Genomic DNA, 16,519 nt, shown 5'->3' with positions numbered 1-16,519 from the left:
TCACACGCTGGTGCGCAGCTCCTTGGCGAACCAGTGCTCCGCGTACTGGTTGCGGTGGTGGAACGCCGGGACCTCCCGGTATCCGTGCTTCGCGTACAGCCCGCGCGCCTCGACCAGGTCATTACGGGTGTCGAGCCGGATCAGCCGGATACCGAGGTCCCGGGCCCGGCTCTCGACGGCTGCGATGAGCAGCCCGCCGCCCCCCGTGCCGCGCACATCGGGGCGCACGAACACCCTGGTCAGCTCGGCGACCCCGGGCTCCGTCACGATCAGCCCGGCGCAGGCCGCCGCCCGTCCGTCGAACCTGCCGACGACGAACTCACCGGTGGGCGGGACCAGCAGCCGCGCGCCGTCGTCCGTGAGCCCCTCGTCGATCTCCGCGACGGTCGCGGGCCGCCCCCAGTAGCGGCCGGCGACCTCGCCGTAGTAGTCCCGGCGCAGCAGCGCGGCGTCGGGCGAGTCGAAGCGTTCGGGCGTCACGGTCCACGTCATTGGTTCATTCTGTCTTCCGCACAACCGTGCGGAGAAGTGAATTGGGTGCAGGGGGCATCGGTGACGCAGGAGACGGGATCGACGACGGGCGCCGGGGCGGTCCGGCGGCTCGGAGAGCGGTGGATACGCGAGCTCGCCGGGACGGGCGGCGGGAGCTTCGTGTGCTCGCCCGCCGGGCTCTGGCTGGCACTGGCCGTCGTCGCCGCGGGGGCACGCGGGGAGACCGCGGACGAGCTCCGGGCGGTGCTGGGGGTTGCGGAGCAGGAGGCCGCCGATGCGGTGACGGCCGGGGTGCGTGAGCTGGCGGCCACCGAGGCGCTGGGGGTGGCGACCCGGGTGTGGAGCCGGGTGCCGGTCTACCGCGCGTACCGGGAGGCGCTGGCTGACATCGGGTTCGGCCCGATGGACACCGCAGAGGTCGACGCCTGGGTGCGGGAGGCGACCGGCGGGCTGATCGAGCGGCTGCCCCTGGACATCAGCGACGAGATGCTGCTGGTGCTCGTCAACGTGCTGGCGCTGAAGGCGCGCTGGGAGGAGCCGTTCGAGCCGGGCGACACCGAGGACCTGCCGTTCACCGACGCGTCCGGGGTGGTCCGCGAGGTGCCGACCATGTACGGCACACCGGGGCCGTGGGACGGCTGGACGGTGGGCGGCGCCCATGTCGTCGAGCTCCGCTGCCGCACCGAGCGGGCGGGCGGCGCCCCGGCCCGGGTCCGGCTGGTGCTGGGTGAGCCGGGCGCGGGAGCGGCTGACGTACTGCCCGCGGGCTGGGCGCCGGCGGCGTCGCGCACCCCGCTGGACGCGGACGTCCTGAGTATCGCGGTCCCGCGATTCACCTTGCGTACGAATGTTCGGGTGACCGATCAGTTGCCGGCGCTCGGCATTCGGCTCGCGACGAGCGGCGGCGCCGACTTCTCGGGGATCTCGCCCGAGCGGCTCACGATCGGCCAGGTGGTGCAGGAGACCGTGGTCAAGGTGGCCGAGGAGGGCGTGCAGGCCGCTGCCGTGACGGTCCTCGCCGCACCCGGGGGAGCGGCGCCCGGCCCCGAGCGCTGCCGGCACATCGCCTTCGACCGCCCGTTCGGGATCGTGGTCCTGGACGGCGCCGGCGAGGTCCCGCTCTTCACGGGCTGGCAGGCGGACACCCCGGTGGCGGACTGAGCGGCCCGTGCCCCGGTCACCGCAGCGGCGGCGGTGCGGTGACCGGCGGCGGCGGCGCCACCGGGCGCCGGCGCCCGGCCCGCAGCACCAGCAGCACTGCCACGACCACCACGACCGCGCCGCCGAGCAGGGACAGCACCCAGGCGGGGAAGGGGCCCACGGTCAGCAGCTCGTCCCGGTAGTACGTGGTCCGGTACGGGGTGTCGGCGGCCGCGGCCCGCAGCTCGTGGTCGCCGTCGATCAGCTCCGGACGCGGGAACGACTGGCTGAGCGCCGTGACGAACACCGGCTTCCCGCCGGTCAGCGCGCCCAGCGCCGGGTACTCGCCGCTGTCGCCCCCGGTGTCGACCCGTCCCGCGTACGTCACCTCCGGCCGCTGCCCGCCGATCGTGCCGCGCGGCTCCATGCGGTGGTCCGCCAGCACGTAGAGACCCAGTGACTGCGGCGTCGTGGCGAGCCGGGACAGGCGCATCGGATAGACCAGCTCGTCGCTGGCGAATCGCAGCCGAAGCGGGTCGAGCCGGCCGAGCAGCGGACCGCCCTTCTCCTGCGGTGCGAGGCGGATCGCCACGTACTCCCACTTCTTCTCGACGTAGGGCCGCAGCGCCGTCGACAGCCGGTCCGGGAGATCGAAGCCGTTGTCCGTCAGCCAGCCCTCCAGGGCCGTGGGATCGGTCGCGGTCAGCCGGGCCACGTCGAAGGGGCCGAGCCGCTCCCGGCCCACCACCCCGACCGGGGCGGCGGCCGAGGGGGCGGCGGCGTCACCGGACGTGTTGTCCGGACCGCCGAACGGCCAGTCCCCGGAGCGTGGCCAGAAGTAGTGCCGGGTCTCGCGGACCGGCGCGGTGAGGGTCTCGAGCTCGGAGAAGACCGCGGCGTCACCGAGCTCGACCGTGGCACGGTGCGGCACGGGCATGATCCACGCCGCCTCCGGCGCGTCCCCCCGGACAGTGAGCTGCATCACGATCTGCTCGGTGCTGCCGTCCCAGCCGACGGCCGACGTCTCCCGGTCGACCGTCATCCGGCTGTTCCGGTCCACGACCATCGCTCCGCAACCGCAGGCATACGCCGGTGCGATCAGAGAGCCCAACTGCAGTGACACCACCATCATGACCAGCGAGAGCGCGCGGACCGCCCATGCGCGCGGTCCGGTCCGTGCTCCTTGATCCGTTCCTGCCCACCGCATGCGCCGGTCCTCCCCCGTAGCCCTGATCACGGGCTCAGACGTGGCGGTGACCCGCCCGGTTCCGGGCACCGTGCGCTGTCCGGATTGCCCCGCCGAGCATTCTTTCGGACAAAAGCGGGGTGACAGTCAGGCGAAGAGGGGGTTGATTGTGTCTACCTCATAGCGCAATGCGAAGGTTTCACAGCATGCCCGGATCGAGGGTCGGTACAAGACGGCGGGAGGGTCGGCGCAGCGTGGCGAATGCGGATCACAGTGTGCGCGGAGATGCGACGACAGGGGCGAGGACGGGCGCGGCCCGGGCCGTGCTCTGGCTGGTTGTGGCCGCGTTGGCCGTCCGGCAGATGGCGGTGGTGCTGCGGCAGCCGCCTGGCGAGCGGCTCACCGATCTGGAGACCTGGATCGGTGAGAACGGTGTGCTTCATGTGACGGGCTCGCTGTACGACGCCGACCGGTTCACCGGTACCCCCTTCGCCGGACTCGTGCTGAAGCCACTGGCCCGCACCGCCGAACAGAGCCTCGGAGTCGCCTGGACCTTCGGTTCGCTGCTGCTCGTCGCCGCGCTCGGCGTCATCGCGGCGCGCGCCCTGCCGACCCCGGTCAGCCGGCGCACGGCGCTGCTCGCCGCACCCGTCGCGATCAGCCTGCTGATGCTCTCGCTGCCGGTCCGCAACGCCCTCCACCTCGGCCAGACCAGCATCCTGCCGGTCCTCCTCGTCCTCGTCGGCTGCTTCGTGGTCCGCGGCGAACGCGCCTCGGGCGTCCTGATCGGGATCGCGGCAGCCCTCCAGCCGACCGTGCTGCTGTTCGCCGCGCTGCTCTGGCTGACCGGGAGACGCAGGGCGGCCGTGACCGCGGGCGGCGCGTTCGCCGCCTGTACGGCACTGGCCTGGGCGGCGATGCCGCACGACTCGTGGACGTACTGGGTGCACCACGTGGCCGGGGCCGGCCTCGGCGACCAGGAGGCGGACAGCCTCGCCAACCAGTCCCTGCACGGTGCGCTGCTCCGGTTCGGTCTCGAGGGCCCGCTGGAGATCGTGCTCTTCCTGGTGCTGGCCGCCGCCGTCTGCTGGTTCGGTCTGCGCCGCGCCGCACGCTATGCGAGCGACGGTCAGCTGCTGCTCGCCGTGGCCGTGACCGGCTGTGTCTCCGTCGCCGTCTCACCGACCGCCTGGCAGCACCAGTTGCTATGGGTGCTGCTCGCCGTCGTCGGCCGGGTCGGCAAGCGCGCGTCGGACCGGATGGTGTGGCCGGCCGTCGTGGTCCTCGTGATCACGCTGCCCGGCAAGATGCTGCTGCCGAACATCGAGGCGGTGTTCCCGGTACGTGACAACGTGCTGCTGATCGCCGCGCTCGGGGCCGCGTGCGTCGCCCCGTTCCTCCCGCGCACCTCGCCGTACTGGCAGCAGCCCATTCCCACCGGTTACGCGGCCCCGGTCCCGGCCCGCTGGAGCAGGGTGCCGCTGCTGCCGGTCTGGCGGCGGGTGCTCAGCCGCCCCAACCTGCTGCTGGAACTCCTGCTGATCAGGGTCGTCTACTCCGCGTACCAGCACGTCAGGCTGGCCGCGACGGCCGGCCGTGCCACCGCCGAGCACCACGGCCGGCAGATCCACGCGGCCGAGCAGTGGCTGCACATCGACCTCGAGCACTGGGTCAACCACGAGGTCGTCAAGATCACCTGGCTGCGGGACTTCTTCGACTACTACTACTCGACGTTCCACTTCATCGTTCCCCTGGCGATCCTCGGGGTGCTCTACGTACGCCGCCCCGCGGACTACCGCTGGGTCCGCAGCTCCATCGGCTTCGCCACCCTCCTGGCCCTGGTCGGGTTCTGGCTCTACCCGCTGGCCCCGCCGCGGCTGATGCCGGGGCTCGGCTTCATCGACACGGTCCACGGCGTGCAGGACTTCGCGAAGCCGGACTACGGCACGCTGACCGGGGTGACCAACCAGTACGCCGCGATGCCCTCGCTGCACTTCGGCTGGTCGCTGTGGTGCGGTGTGGTGATCGTGATGCTCGCGCCGAAGGCTTGGATGAAGCTACTGGGGGTGCTGCACCCGCTGTTCACGCTCTCCACGATCGTCGCGACGGGCAACCACTGGGTGCTCGACGCGGTGGGCGGCGCGGCCGTGGTCGCCCTCGGCTTCGGGCTGACCTATGTGCTGTCCGGACCGCGCGAACTCCAGGAGCCCGCCGGGGAGGCCCCCGGGCCCCCGTCGATCACGCGCCCGCGGGACGGGACGGCGATGGTGCCGCAAGCGGCACCGAAGGTGAGCGGTGAGGCGGCGGCCGGCAAGGTCTAGCCACCGGCTGACGTACACACGCGCCGAAGGGGTGCCGGGGACGAGAACGTCCCCGGCACCCCTTCGGCATATGGATCGTCGCGCTCCCAGCATCCGCCCGCCCGTCCCCGCCCGCCACTCGAACGGGCCCGCGGTTCAGCGGGTGGGCCCCAGAGCCCATGCGGCGAAGGACAGCGTGAGCATCGAGACGACCGTGGACGCCACCACCGAGTTACGGGCGAGGCCGGTGTCCAGGCCGTACTCCCGGGCGTAGATGAAGGCGTTCTGCGCCGTCGGCAGCGCCGAGCAGAGCACCACGGCCAGCACCTGGTGGTCCGGCAACCCCATGAGCGGACCGGCGACGAGGTAGGCGATAAGGGGCTGCGCCAGGGTCTTGAGGGCGACCGCGGCCCCGGCCTCCGCGCGGCCGGTGGCACCTCCGCCCCCCTGGCTCGGGCCGCCGTGCAGGGACAGCCCCAGCGTGACCAGGGCCGTCGGCACGGCCGCGGCCCCCAGCAGATCGCAGGAGTGGGTGAGGGCGGCGGGCAGGGGCACCCCGGCCACGGAGACGGCGACTCCGAGCAGCGAGGCCATGATGATCGGATTGCGGACCGGCATGGTGAGCATCCGCCGCAGCCCGTCGCCGGGGCGCCCGCCGTCCGCCCGAGTGCCGGAGTCCAGCAGGGTCAGGATCACGGGGGAGACCAGCAGCACCTGGAACAGGATGACCTGCGCGACGAACGAGGCGTCGCCGAGCACCTGCACCGCCACCGGGATGCCCAGATTGGCGGAGTTGACGTAACCGGCCGCCATGCCGCTGATCGCGCCGTCGGCCCGCCCACGTCCGAAGAACCGCCGGGCCACCGCGTAACCCGCGGCGGACACCAGCGCGGTGCCCGCCGCGAACGCCACCATCGACGGATGGGCGAAGGAGGACGGCCGCGCCCCCGACACCATGCTGAACAGGGCGGCGGGCATGGCGACGTGGAAGACGAACCGGCCGAGCACCGCTTCGGCCTGCGCCCCCAGGAGGCCGCTGCGGCCGACCGCGTAACCGGCGGCGGTCAGCAGCCAGATCGGCGTGAAGGCGGAGAGCAGGGCGTGCATGCCCGCCATGATCCCGGTACGCCCGTCCGGCACCCGTACGGGGGTGCGGACGGACGCCGGTGCGGGGGTGCGGACGGGCGCCGGCACGGGGGTACGGACTGGCGCCGGTACGCGCCCCGGCGGAGCCCGGTCTCAGCCGGCCGTGGTGCTCACCTGGAGTTGTTTGATGCCGTTGAGCCAGGCCGACCGCAGCCGTCGCGGATCGCCGACGAGCCGCAGGTCCGGCAGTACGTCCGCGATCGCGTTGAAGATCAGGTCGATCTCCATCACGGCGAGGGACTTGCCCAGGCAGAAGTGCGGGCCGCCGCCACCGAAGCCGAGGTGCGGATTGGGGTCGCGGGTGATGTCGAACCGCTCCGGTTCCTCGAAGACCGCCGGGTCGTTATTGGCCGATGAGTAGAACAGCCCGACCCGGTCGCCCTTCTTGATCCGCTGTCCGCCCAGTTCGACGTCCTGGGTGGCGGTCCGCTGGAAGGACACCACGGGCGTCGCCCAGCGGACGATCTCCTCGGCGGTCGTCCCCGGCCGTTCGCGCTTGTAGAGCTCCCACTGCTCGGGATGGGTCAGGAAGGCGTGCATGCCGTGGCTGATGGCGTTGCGCGTGGTCTCGTTTCCGGCCACGGCGAGCAGGATGACGAAGAAGCCGAATTCGTCGGACAGCAGGTTCCCCTCGCCCTCCGCGGCGACCAGCTGGGAGACGATGTCCTTGGCCGGGCACTCCTTGCGCGCCGCCGCGAGGTTCATCGAGTACGAGACGAGCTCCATGGCCGCCTCCGCGCCGATCTCCTCGGTGATCGCGTACTCCGGATCGTCGTACGAGGCCATCTTGTTGGACCAGTCGAAGATCCGGGTCCGGTCCTCCTGCGGTACGCCGATGAGCTCCGCGATGGCCTGGAGCGGCAGTTCGACGGCGATGTTGTTGACGAAGTCGAACGAGCCCTCGTCGTCCGCGGCGGCCAGCGCCGTCTCGACGATGGATCGCGCCCGGGTGCGCAGCGCCTGCTCCAGGGAGCGGACGGCGCGGGGCGTGAAGCCGCGCTGGACGATCTGCCGGACCCGGGTGTGCTCCGGCGGGTCCATGTTCAGCATGATCAGCTTCTGGACGTCGATCTGGTCGCGGCTGATCGTCTCGTTGAAGCGGATCACCGCGGTGTTCGTGTTGGACGAGAACAGCTCGGGGCGGGTCGAGACGTACTTGACGTCCGCGTGCCGGGTGACGACCCAGTAGCCCTCGTCGTCGAAGCCGGAGATGCCGGCGGGCTGGGTGCACCACCAGACCGGCGCGGTCTCCCGCATCCGGGCGAACTCCGGGTGCGGGACGCGGGCTTGGAGCAGGTCGGGGTCGGTGAAGTCGAACCCTTCGGGCAGATGGGGGCAGGGCATCGGCAACTCCAGGTCGGTCCGAGAGCCGCCCGGGCAATGCCTGACGGCCCATCAGAAGTTGCCCGAAAGGTAGTAACGAGTTCTACAACTGACAAGGGGCGTGGCCGGATCTGTTGCGTGAAGCATCGGTGAACCGGGCTGGATTGTGGTGGGTGCTGCCCGTGAAGCGTGGGCATGGTCCGTGCAAGACCCTTGCGTACCGGGGGTAATCCTCATAAGACTGCACGCAGAACTAGAACGCGTACTAGTTCCTTCCGTGGGCGCCGGGACGCCTCTGCGGAAGTGCGAGGAGAGGACGAGCTCATGGCCGCGGAACCCGTCATCGTCGAAGCCGTACGCACCCCGATCGGCAGGCGCGGAGGCGCACTCGCCAATCTGCACCCCGCCTATCTGCTGGGCGAGACCTACCGTGAACTTCTCGGCCGGACCGGCATCCACGCCGACTGCGTCGAACAGATCGTCGGCGGCACCGTCACCCACGCCGGCGAACAGTCCATGAACCCCGCGCGCAACGCCTGGCTCACCGTGGGGCTTCCGTACGAGACCGCCGCGACGACCGTGGACTGCCAGTGCGGCTCCTCGCAGCAGGCCTCCCACATGGTCGCCAACATGATCGCGGCCGGGGTGATCGACGTGGGCATCAGCTGCGGGGTCGAGGCGATGTCGCGGGTGCCGCTCGGCAGCGGTTCCAAGCACGGTCCTGGCAAGCCGTGGCCCGATGAGTGGAACGTCGACCTGCCCAACCAGTTCGAGGCCGCCGAGCGCATCGCCCGCAAGCGCGGACTCACCCGTGAGAACGTCGACTCGCTGGGCCTGAGGTCGCAGGAGCGGGCGGCCGTCGCCTGGGCCGAGGAGCGCTTCAAACGCGAGACGTACGCGGTCCAGGTGCCCACCACCGAGGCGGAGCAGGCCGCCGGCCAGGGCATGTGGCGGCTGGTCGACCGCGACGAGGGGCTGCGTGACACCACGATGGAGGGGCTCGCCGGGCTCAAGCCGGTGATGCCCACCGCCATCCACACCGCGGGCAACGCCTCGCAGATATCCGACGGCGCCTGCGCGATCATGTGGGCGTCCAAGCGCATGGCGCGGGCGCTCAAACTCAAGCCGCGAGCCCGGATCGTGGCCCAGGCGCTGGTCGGCTCCGATCCGCACTTCCACCTCGATGGACCCATCGACGCCACCCGGGCCGTGCTCGGGAAGGCCGGGATGTCCCTCAAGGACATCGACGTCGTGGAGATCAACGAGGCCTTCGCATCCGTGGTGCTGAGCTGGGCGCAGGTCTTCGACCAGGATCTGGAGAAGGTCAACGTCAACGGGGGCGCGATCGCGCTGGGCCACCCGGTCGGCGCCACCGGGGCCCGGCTGATCACCACCGCCCTGCACGAACTGGAGCGCGGCGACAAGGAGTTCGCACTGATCACGATGTGCGCGGGCGGTGCGCTGGCCACCGGCACGATCATCCAGCGGCTGTAGCCCGGCGGGGGCATGCCCCAGCCCGAGGGTGCTGTCAGGTACACCCTTGGGCCGGGGGCGTACGCGGATGTCGGCGACGGGCGCTGCTGCCTAGCGTCATGGCCATGGAAAACAACGCGACCAACCCGGCCCGGACGAACGGCACACGACGACTTCTGGCGGCCGCCACCGTGGTGGTCATCGCCGCACTGAGTACGGTTCCCGCCGCCGCGGCCGGGCAGTCGGTGACCGACCGGCAGGCGCCCGGACAGCACACATCCGTACCGGCCGCCGGGCGGCACGACGCCCGCGGCGGGCTCATCGCGATCACCCCCGTCGCACGCGTCGGCCGGAGCGGCGTCGCTGACTTCCTCGCCACGGCGGGCATGGACACGGACACCGTCAGACACGGCGTCCGGGCCTACCGCCTCACCTACCGCACCGTCACCCCGCAGGGCGGACCCACCACCGCGACCGGCCTCCTCGTGCTCCCGGACGGCGGCGCCCACCGGCTTGACCTGGTCTCCGACACGCACGGCACGATGGTCGACCGCGACTACGCGCCCTCCGTCAGCGAGGACTCCGGCCGTTACGCCGCCTACCTCCAGGCATCGGCCGGGCGGGCGGTCGCCGCCCCCGACTACCTGGGCCTGGGCGAAGGCCCCGGATTCCACCCGTACATGGACACCGGCTCCGCCGTCACCGCCTCGATCGACATGCTCCGCGCCTCACGCACCGCCGCCATGAAGCTGGGCCGTCCGCTGACCGGAGACGTGTACGCGAGCGGCTTCTCGCAGGGCGGCCAGGTCGCCATGGCGGTGGGCAAGGCCATCGAAGGCGGTGCCGACCGGCGCTTCACCCTGCGGGCCCTGGCCCCCGTCTCGGGGCCGTACGACATCGAACACGCCGAGATGCCCGGCCTATTCGACGGCAGCGTCAACGACACGAGCGGGATCTTCTACATGACGTACTTCCTCACCGCGCAGAACCGGCTCCACCCGCTGTGGAAGGACCCGTCCGAGGCATTCCGGGAGCCGTACGCGGACGTCGTCGAGGGCCTCTTCGACACCCACCACACGGAGGAGGAGATCTTCCCGGCGCTCCCCGCGACACTGAGGGAACTGCTCACCGACGACTACTACCGGCAGGTCCAGCACCCGACCGGGGCCCTGCTCGCCGCCGTCCGCGCACAGGACGGCACCTGTGCCTGGAAGCCGGACGTCCCGGTACGCCTCTACTCCTCGTCGGGCGACACCGACGTACCCATCGCCAACGCCCGTAACTGCGCGGCCGATCTGGCGAAGCGGGGCGTCGAGGCGCCGGTGATCGACCAGGGACCGGCCAGTCACAACGAGACGTATCTGAAGTCGGGCCCGCAGATCGTGCGCTGGTTCGACGCGGCGGCCCGGCGCTGACGGCCCTACGCCGACGGCGAAGGCCCCGGCCGCGCTGCGGTCGGGGCCTTCGCCCACTGCCGGACGGAGCCCCCGGCCGGTCAGTAGTAGTAGCTGTTGGCCTGCCGGCACGACCGGGCGCCGCACGGGCCGCCGTAGCGGGAGCTCATGCAGTCCACACCCCACTTGATCCGGGCGCCCGCGTCGGTCTTCCAGTCGGAGACCGCGGGACCGGGCCGAGGTCCTGTGGGTGCCCTCACTCGTCCGGGACCTCGAATGTGACCCGGGCCTCGAAGGCGGCGCGGCGGGTGGCCCGGCGCAGCGCCTTCAGGAGCGCCGCGCCGACGGTCAGCGTCAGCACGACGGTCAGCACGGCCCGGCCCAGGTCCCAGCCGAGCGAGGTGGCCGCGCAGTAGGCCAGGAAGCGCACCAGGTTGTCGCCGAGCGCGTCACCGGGATGGAAGGAGATGCCGGAGCCGAGGCCCGGCACGATCGTCCAGCCGTACAGATTCATGACCGTCCCGTACGCGAACGCCGCGACGGCCCCGTACGCCGCCAGCATCAGCAGCTCGGCGCGACCGCGCAGCCGGTCCGGTGCGGGAAGCAGCCCCGCGCCCATCGTGAACCAGCCCATCGACAGCATCTGGAACGGCATCCAGGGACCCACTCCGCCGGTCAGCAGCGCGGAGGCGAACATCGTCACCGAGCCCAGCACGAAGCCGAAGCCGGGGCCGAGCACCCGCCCGCTCAGCACCATCAGGAAGAACATCGGTTCAAGGCCCGCCGTGCCCGCCCCCAGCGGCCGCAGCGCGGCGCCGACCGCGGCCAGCACCCCGAGCATCGCCACCGCCTTCGCGTCGAGCCCGGCGTCCGCGATCATCGCGACCACCACCCCGACCAGCAGCGGCAGCAACGCGGCGAACAGCCACGGAGCGTCCTGCGAGTGGGCGAGACCCGAATCGGCCCCGGCCAGCAGCGGCCAGCCGAAGGCGACCACGCCGATCGCGCTGATCAGCACCAGCGCGGCGACGGCACGCGGCCCGAGCCGCACCGGCCGCGCGCCCCGGCGGGCCGTGCCGCTCACGCGCCACCCCCCAGCGCCGCGCGCACCTGGGACACCGTGAGCCACTCCTGCGGGGCGAGGACCTTGGCGACCTGCGGGGCGAACGCCGGGGACGAGACCACGACCCGCGGGGTCGGCCCGTCGGCCACCACCTCCCCGTCGGCGAGGATCACCACCCGGTGGGCCAGCTCTGCGGCCAGCTCCACGTCATGGGTGGCCAGGACGATGGCGTGGCCCTCTGCGGCGAGTGTGCGCAGCACCCCGACGAGCCGGGCCTTCGCCGCGTAGTCCAGGCCCCGGGTCGGCTCGTCCAGGAGCAGCAGCGGGGGCCGGGCGGTGAGCACGATGGCGAGGGCCAGGGCGAGCCGCTGCCCCTCGGAGAGATCACGGGGATGGGTGTCGTCCGGTACACCTGGCAGCAGCTCGGACACCAGCGCCCGGCAGCTGCCCGGCTCGGCGCCCGCGTCGGTGTCGGCCGCCGCGCACTCGGCGGCGACCGTGTCCGCGTACAGCAGATCGCGCGGTTCCTGCGGTACGAGGCCGACCCGGCGCACCATCTCGCGCGGCGGTGTGCGGTGCGGGGTCAGGCCGCCGACCAGGACGGTGCCGGAGGTGGGCTCGACCATGCCCACGAGGGCGGCGAGCAGAGTGGACTTGCCGGCACCGTTGCGTCCCATCAGTGCGACCGTCTCGCCGGGGGCGACGGTGAGCGTCACCCGGCGCAGTGCCTCGACCCGGCCGCGCCGCACACCGAGGCGCTCGATCCGGGTGGTGGCGTCGGTGACGGGCCCGGCTGCGGTGGTCTCCTGCGGACGGCGGCCGAAGAGCCGGGCCAGGGCGGACCGGGGCGCCGCGGGGCGGGGCGCGGCGACAACCCCGGCCGGCGGCCGCGCCGCCTCCGGCGACGGTGGCGAGGCCGCACCGCCGACCGGCGCGGGCGCCGTGCCCGCCAGCCGGTCCCGCATCCCCGAGGCCCGCCGCCGGGCGTCCCGGACCGAGAGCGGAAGCGGCTCCCACCCCGCCAGCCGCCCGAGCGCCACGACCGGCGGATGCACCGGCGACACCGCCATGACATCGGCGGGCGCGCCCATCAGCGGGGCCGCACCCGGCGAGGACAGCAGGACGACCTGGTCGGCGTACTGCACCACCCGCTCCAGCCGGTGCTCCGCCATCAGGACCGTCGTCCCCAGGTCGTGGACGAGCCGCTGGAGCACCGCGAGTACCTCCTCGGCCGCCGCGGGGTCCAGCGCGGACGTCGGCTCGTCAAGCACCAGGACCCGGGGGTGCGGGGTGAGGACCGAACCGATCGCGACCCGCTGCTGCTGACCGCCGGAGAGCGTGGCGATCGGCCGGTCGCGCAGTCCGGCGAGACCCAGCAGATCGAGGGTCTCCTCGACCCGTCGCCGCATCACGTCCGGGGCCAGCCCCAGCGACTCCATGCCGTACGCCAGCTCGTCCTCGACCGTGTCGGTCACGAAGTGGGAGAGCGGGTCCTGACCCACCGTGCCGACGAGATCGGCGAGCTCACGCGGCTTGTGCGTACGGGTGTCGCGCCCGCCGACGGTGACCCGCCCGCTCAGCCGGCCGCCGGTGAAGTGCGGAACGAGCCCCGATACGGCGCCCAGCAATGTCGACTTACCGACCCCCGACGGCCCGACGAGCAGCACCAGCTCACCCTCCGGGACGGTCAGATCGACCCCCGACAGGGTGGCGCGCTCGGCCCCCTCGTACCGCACCGAAACATCGTCGAACCGGATCACACCTGCTCCTCGAAGCCTGTGGGGGAGGGCGGGACGGGTGCGACCAGCGCGGGCAGCAGACCGATCAGCACCGCGGCGGCGGGCCACAACGGCAGCACCGGCGCGATCAGCGGTACGACTCCGGGATGCAGCGCCGCCGGGTCCGTGCCGCCCGCCCGGATCATCGCCACCGCGACCGCCGCACCGGACCCCGCGACCAGCCAGGCCCGCACGCCCCACCGGTCGGGCCGGTAGCGGGTCCGCACCGAACGCGCCCCGCCGAGCCGCAGCCCGGCCATCGCGGCGACCAGCCCCGCGACCAGCAGCGGCAGCCCGTACACGGCACCCTGCGCGGCCAGCAGACCGTACGTACCGGCGCAGACGCCGAGCAGCCCGCCGAGAGTGAGGACGTTCGTGGTGTGCCGGACCGTGGCAGGCACCTGCGCGGTGCGCCCGTAGCCGCGCGCGTCCATCGAGGCCGCCACCGCGACCGAGCGCTCCAGCGCGCCCTCCAGGACGGGCAGCCCGATCTGGAGCACGGCCCCGACACCACCGGTCGGCCGGCCGCGCAGCCGGCGGGCGGTGCGCAGCCGCACCACGTCAGCGACCATGTTCGGCGCGAACGTCATCGCGACGACGACGGCGACCCCGGCCTCGTACAGCGCACCGGGCAGCGACTTCAGCAGCCGGGCCGGGTTGGCGAGGGAGTTCGCCGCGCCGACGCAGATCAGCAGCGTGGCCAGTTTCGCCCCGTCGTACAGCGCGAAGAGCAGCTGCTCGGCGGTGACCCGGCCACCGATCCGGACACCCTTCGCCCAGTCGGACAGCGGTACCTCTGGGAGCGTGAACACCTCGTGCGTGCCCGGGATCGGCGAGCCGAGGAAGACGGAGAAGAGCAGCCGCACCCCGATGACGAACAGCCCGATCTTGATGAACGCCCCGTACGAACGGGCCCACGGCGCGTCCGTACGGCGCGCGGCCACCACATATCCCGCCACCCCGACCAGCAGGCCGAGCAGCAGTGGGTTGGTGGTCCGGGACGCGGCGGTGGCGAGCCCGAGCGCCCACAGCCACCAGGCCCCGGCGGGCAGCGCGTTGCTCCGGGTCGCGGCGGGCGCGCGCCAGGCGCGGTCCGGGGCGTCGGCGGAGCGGACGGCCGAGTGCCCGGCGCCACCGGCCGGCCGGGCGTTCCCGGCGCCGTCCGTGGGGCCGTTCATCCGCGGCGGCGGCGGGCCTGCGCGACTGCGGCGATGCCGAGCAGGAGTACGGCGCCGACTCCGAAGAGCACCCCGGCGGACGGGCCGCCGCCGGAACCACCGCTGCCGGTGGCGGCCGACGCTGACGTGGGCGCGGAAGCGGCGGTGGTGGCCGGCCTGCTGCTGTCCCCGTTCCCCGGAACCTGCTCACCGCAGCCCTTGGCCGGGTAGCCGGAGATCGCGCAGAGCAGCGCGTCGTTCCCGTAGCGCAGCGGCTTGGCCACCGACGCGAGCGCCTCCGCGCTGCTCGCGTCCTTCGGGACCCGGGCGCAGGCGGTACGCGGCGCGGGCGGCGTCTCGCCGTCCGGGGCGTCGGCGGCGGTGCCGGGGTCGATGACGAGCGCGACCCGCTTGGTCCCGTCATCGGCGGGCGTGTCCGCGCAGATCTTCGCGAAGTCGGGGGCGCGGCGCGGCTTCGAGGCGTCCTGGGAGTCGGCGCTCACGGAGAAGCGGAAACCCTGTACCGAACCGTCGTCGGGCCGGAGCAGCGACGGCCCCTGGGTGGCGTACGCCCATCCGCTGCCGGAGCCCTCCCAGAAAGACCAGTAGCGGTAACCCGCCGCCTGGGCCGTGCCCGCGCCGAGCACGGCCAGGACGGCGCCCAGGACCACCAGCAGCGCGGCGGCCCTTCCGGCGCCCCTCACAGCTGCTGGTTCTTGCGGCGGCCGCTGATCAGGAAGCCGATGCCCGCGCCGACGACGAGACCGATCCCGACGAACCACCAGACGCCGCCGATGCCGTCGCCGTCACCGCTGTCCTTCTTCTCCTCGTCCTCGGTGGGGCTCGCCGTCGGCTTCTTCACGGCGGCGGGCGCGGGCCCGGTCGCGTTCAGCCGGGCGACGAGGTCGACACCGCCGAAGTCGTGCACGTCGGCCCCGGTCGAGTGGGCGGCCATGACCAACTGCGCGTAGGCGGCGGGACCGCTCTGCTTCGCCCAGTCCGCGGAGTTCTTCGCGAGCCAGTCGACGGAAGAGGCGGCCTTGTCCTTGTGACCGGCGGCGGACAGGGCGACGACCGCGTCCGCGGTGTTGCCGAAGTCGGGCTGCGGGCTGTCGTCGTCGGCCCCGGGCATCGGCGCCAGGTCGAGGTGCCCCGTCTTCGCGAGGGCCCCGGCGAGGTAGTGGGCCCCGTTCTGCGCGGCCTGCTCCGGCTTGAGCGGGGTTGCCTTGCTGCAGCTGGGGGCCTTGACCGCGGCGTTGTTGCCGACGACGAGCCCCTTGCCGAGCGCGCCGAGCACGCCCGCCGCGGTGGCGTCGCCGTTGGCGACGAGCTTGCCGGCCTTGTCCGGCTGGTAGGCGAAGGCCCCGCCGTCCTTGCCGCCGCACGGGATGGCGAAGGTGAGCAGGGCGTCGTACGGGGTCTTGCCGCCGTCCGTCGTCACGTCGCCGAGGCGCTGTCCGGCGCGGGCGAGGGCGCCGATCACGATCGAGGTGGAGTTCGCGTCACTGGCCCCGCCGGCGGTGTAGCCCCAGCCGCCGTCCTTGTTCTGTACGGACTTCAGCCAGTGCACCCCGTCGGCGACGAGGTCCGTGTGCTTGCCGACCTCGTGCAGCGCCTGCACGGCGGCCGCCGTGGCATTGGTGTCGACCATGGTCTTGTCGGTGCACGGCACCGAGGGATCGGGGCGGTACGCGGGGAACGCCCCGCTGTCGCACTGCTGGCCGACCAGCCAGTCCACCGCCTTCTTGGCCGGTGTGACCCCCACGGCCCGCTGCGAGACGAAGGCCAGCGACTGCCGCCAGACCCCGTCGTACGTCGGGTCCGTGGTGCCGTACAGCCCCGAGGGCAGTGCCGCGGACGGAGAGGGGGAGGGGGAAGGCGCGGCGACCGCGGACGGGGCCGTGGCCGCGGCCGCGCAGAGCACGGTGGCGGTGGCGGCGAGCACAGCTGCGCTGCGGCGTACGGTCATGGCGGGCGGGGCCTCTCCTGTGGGAAACCGGGCACAGGCACACAGAGGCACCAGGCTCCGGCTCCGTATACCTCGACGGTGCCGGCCACCGGGGTCCC

The 16,519-nt window shown here is 72.8% G+C and carries 14 protein-coding genes; 4 read left to right on the top strand and 10 right to left on the bottom strand.

All coding sequences use genetic code 11. The features are described 5' to 3' along the window. Entirely contained in the window at positions 1-492 is a 492-nt protein-coding gene (locus ACFVJX_RS03760) for a GNAT family N-acetyltransferase (RefSeq protein WP_384124300.1), read from the bottom strand. Between the two features lie 60 nt (positions 493-552). Between ACFVJX_RS03760 and ACFVJX_RS03755 the strand changes: the two genes are divergently transcribed. After that, a complete protein-coding gene (locus ACFVJX_RS03755; protein WP_384124301.1) occupies positions 553-1,653 on the top strand; it encodes a serpin family protein in 1,101 nt (366 codons plus the stop codon). A gap of 16 nt (positions 1,654-1,669) precedes the next feature. Here ACFVJX_RS03755 and ACFVJX_RS03750 read toward each other — a convergent pair whose 3' ends face one another. After that, positions 1,670-2,761, bottom strand: coding sequence for a DUF2330 domain-containing protein (locus ACFVJX_RS03750; protein ID WP_384124398.1), 1,092 nt, complete (start codon positions 2,759-2,761; stop codon positions 1,670-1,672). Between the two features lie 380 nt (positions 2,762-3,141). Between ACFVJX_RS03750 and ACFVJX_RS03745 the strand changes: the two genes are divergently transcribed. Beyond that, complete coding sequence (locus ACFVJX_RS03745; RefSeq protein WP_384124399.1) at positions 3,142-5,139, top strand: bifunctional glycosyltransferase 87/phosphatase PAP2 family protein; 1,998 nt, start codon at positions 3,142-3,144, stop codon at positions 5,137-5,139. Between the two features lie 135 nt (positions 5,140-5,274). Here ACFVJX_RS03745 and ACFVJX_RS03740 read toward each other — a convergent pair whose 3' ends face one another. Continuing rightward, on the bottom strand, positions 5,275-6,312 hold the full coding sequence (locus tag ACFVJX_RS03740; protein ID WP_384124303.1) for an AEC family transporter: 1,038 nt from the start codon (positions 6,310-6,312) through the stop codon (positions 5,275-5,277). A gap of 45 nt (positions 6,313-6,357) precedes the next feature. Then, entirely contained in the window at positions 6,358-7,608 is a 1,251-nt protein-coding gene (locus ACFVJX_RS03735) for a cytochrome P450 (RefSeq protein ID WP_384124305.1), read from the bottom strand. 303 nt (positions 7,609-7,911) lie between these two features. Here ACFVJX_RS03735 and ACFVJX_RS03730 point away from each other — a divergent pair, with 303 nt between their 5' ends. Beyond that, the gene (locus ACFVJX_RS03730; protein ID WP_384124307.1) at positions 7,912-9,081 is read left to right on the top strand and encodes a steroid 3-ketoacyl-CoA thiolase; all 1,170 of its coding nucleotides are present in this window, start codon (positions 7,912-7,914) and stop codon (positions 9,079-9,081) included. Between the two features lie 98 nt (positions 9,082-9,179). Further along, positions 9,180-10,475 (top strand): alpha/beta hydrolase, encoded by a 1,296-nt coding sequence (locus ACFVJX_RS03725; protein ID WP_384124308.1) that lies wholly within the window; start codon positions 9,180-9,182, stop codon positions 10,473-10,475. Between the two features lie 80 nt (positions 10,476-10,555). On the opposite strand, the gene ACFVJX_RS03720 is transcribed toward ACFVJX_RS03725, so the two are convergent. The 6 genes from ACFVJX_RS03720 to ACFVJX_RS03695 are packed head-to-tail and all read right to left on the bottom strand — an operon-like array spanning position 10,556 to position 16,421. Next, positions 10,556-10,714, bottom strand: coding sequence for a hypothetical protein (locus ACFVJX_RS03720; RefSeq protein ID WP_384124310.1), 159 nt, complete (start codon positions 10,712-10,714; stop codon positions 10,556-10,558). Continuing rightward, positions 10,711-11,538: an ECF transporter S component gene (locus ACFVJX_RS03715; protein ID WP_384124312.1), complete on the bottom strand. Its 828-nt coding sequence runs from the start codon at positions 11,536-11,538 to the stop codon at positions 10,711-10,713. The genes ACFVJX_RS03720 and ACFVJX_RS03715 overlap by 4 nt, the downstream gene beginning before the upstream one ends. Then, positions 11,535-13,277, bottom strand: coding sequence for an ABC transporter ATP-binding protein (locus tag ACFVJX_RS03710; RefSeq protein ID WP_384124313.1), 1,743 nt, complete (start codon positions 13,275-13,277; stop codon positions 11,535-11,537). The genes ACFVJX_RS03715 and ACFVJX_RS03710 overlap by 4 nt, the downstream gene beginning before the upstream one ends. Further along, positions 13,274-14,473, bottom strand: a complete 1,200-nt coding sequence (locus tag ACFVJX_RS03705) for an energy-coupling factor transporter transmembrane component T (RefSeq protein ID WP_384124315.1) — start codon at positions 14,471-14,473, stop codon at positions 13,274-13,276. Before ACFVJX_RS03705 ends, ACFVJX_RS03710 begins: the two co-directional genes overlap by 4 nt. Continuing rightward, the gene (locus tag ACFVJX_RS03700) at positions 14,470-15,156 is read right to left on the bottom strand and encodes an SCO2322 family protein (protein ID WP_384124317.1); all 687 of its coding nucleotides are present in this window, start codon (positions 15,154-15,156) and stop codon (positions 14,470-14,472) included. Before ACFVJX_RS03700 ends, ACFVJX_RS03705 begins: the two co-directional genes overlap by 4 nt. Continuing rightward, positions 15,153-16,421: a prenyltransferase/squalene oxidase repeat-containing protein gene (locus ACFVJX_RS03695; RefSeq protein ID WP_384124319.1), complete on the bottom strand. Its 1,269-nt coding sequence runs from the start codon at positions 16,419-16,421 to the stop codon at positions 15,153-15,155. The genes ACFVJX_RS03700 and ACFVJX_RS03695 overlap by 4 nt, the downstream gene beginning before the upstream one ends. Between the last annotated feature and the right edge of the window lie 98 nt (positions 16,422-16,519).

It is taken from the genome of Streptomyces sp. NPDC127177 (assembly GCF_042672475.1).
Lineage (GTDB): Bacteria > Actinomycetota > Actinomycetes > Streptomycetales > Streptomycetaceae > Streptomyces.
Note: the sequence above shows the minus strand (reverse complement) of the source record. Positions and strands in the feature narration are given on the sequence as shown.

Coding starts and splice junctions, on each gene's coding strand:
- ACFVJX_RS03760 (WP_384124300.1), bottom strand. CDS start 492: ATGACGTGGACCGTGACGCCCGAACGCTTCGACTCGCCCGACGCCGCG.
- ACFVJX_RS03750 (WP_384124398.1), bottom strand. CDS start 2,761: ATGGTGGTGTCACTGCAGTTGGGCTCTCTGATCGCACCGGCGTATGCC.
- ACFVJX_RS03735 (WP_384124305.1), bottom strand. CDS start 7,608: ATGCCCTGCCCCCATCTGCCCGAAGGGTTCGACTTCACCGACCCCGAC.
- ACFVJX_RS03730 (WP_384124307.1), top strand. CDS start 7,912: ATGGCCGCGGAACCCGTCATCGTCGAAGCCGTACGCACCCCGATCGGC.
- ACFVJX_RS03725 (WP_384124308.1), top strand. CDS start 9,180: ATGGCCATGGAAAACAACGCGACCAACCCGGCCCGGACGAACGGCACA.
- ACFVJX_RS03705 (WP_384124315.1), bottom strand. CDS start 14,473: ATGAACGGCCCCACGGACGGCGCCGGGAACGCCCGGCCGGCCGGTGGC.
- ACFVJX_RS03695 (WP_384124319.1), bottom strand. CDS start 16,421: ATGACCGTACGCCGCAGCGCAGCTGTGCTCGCCGCCACCGCCACCGTG.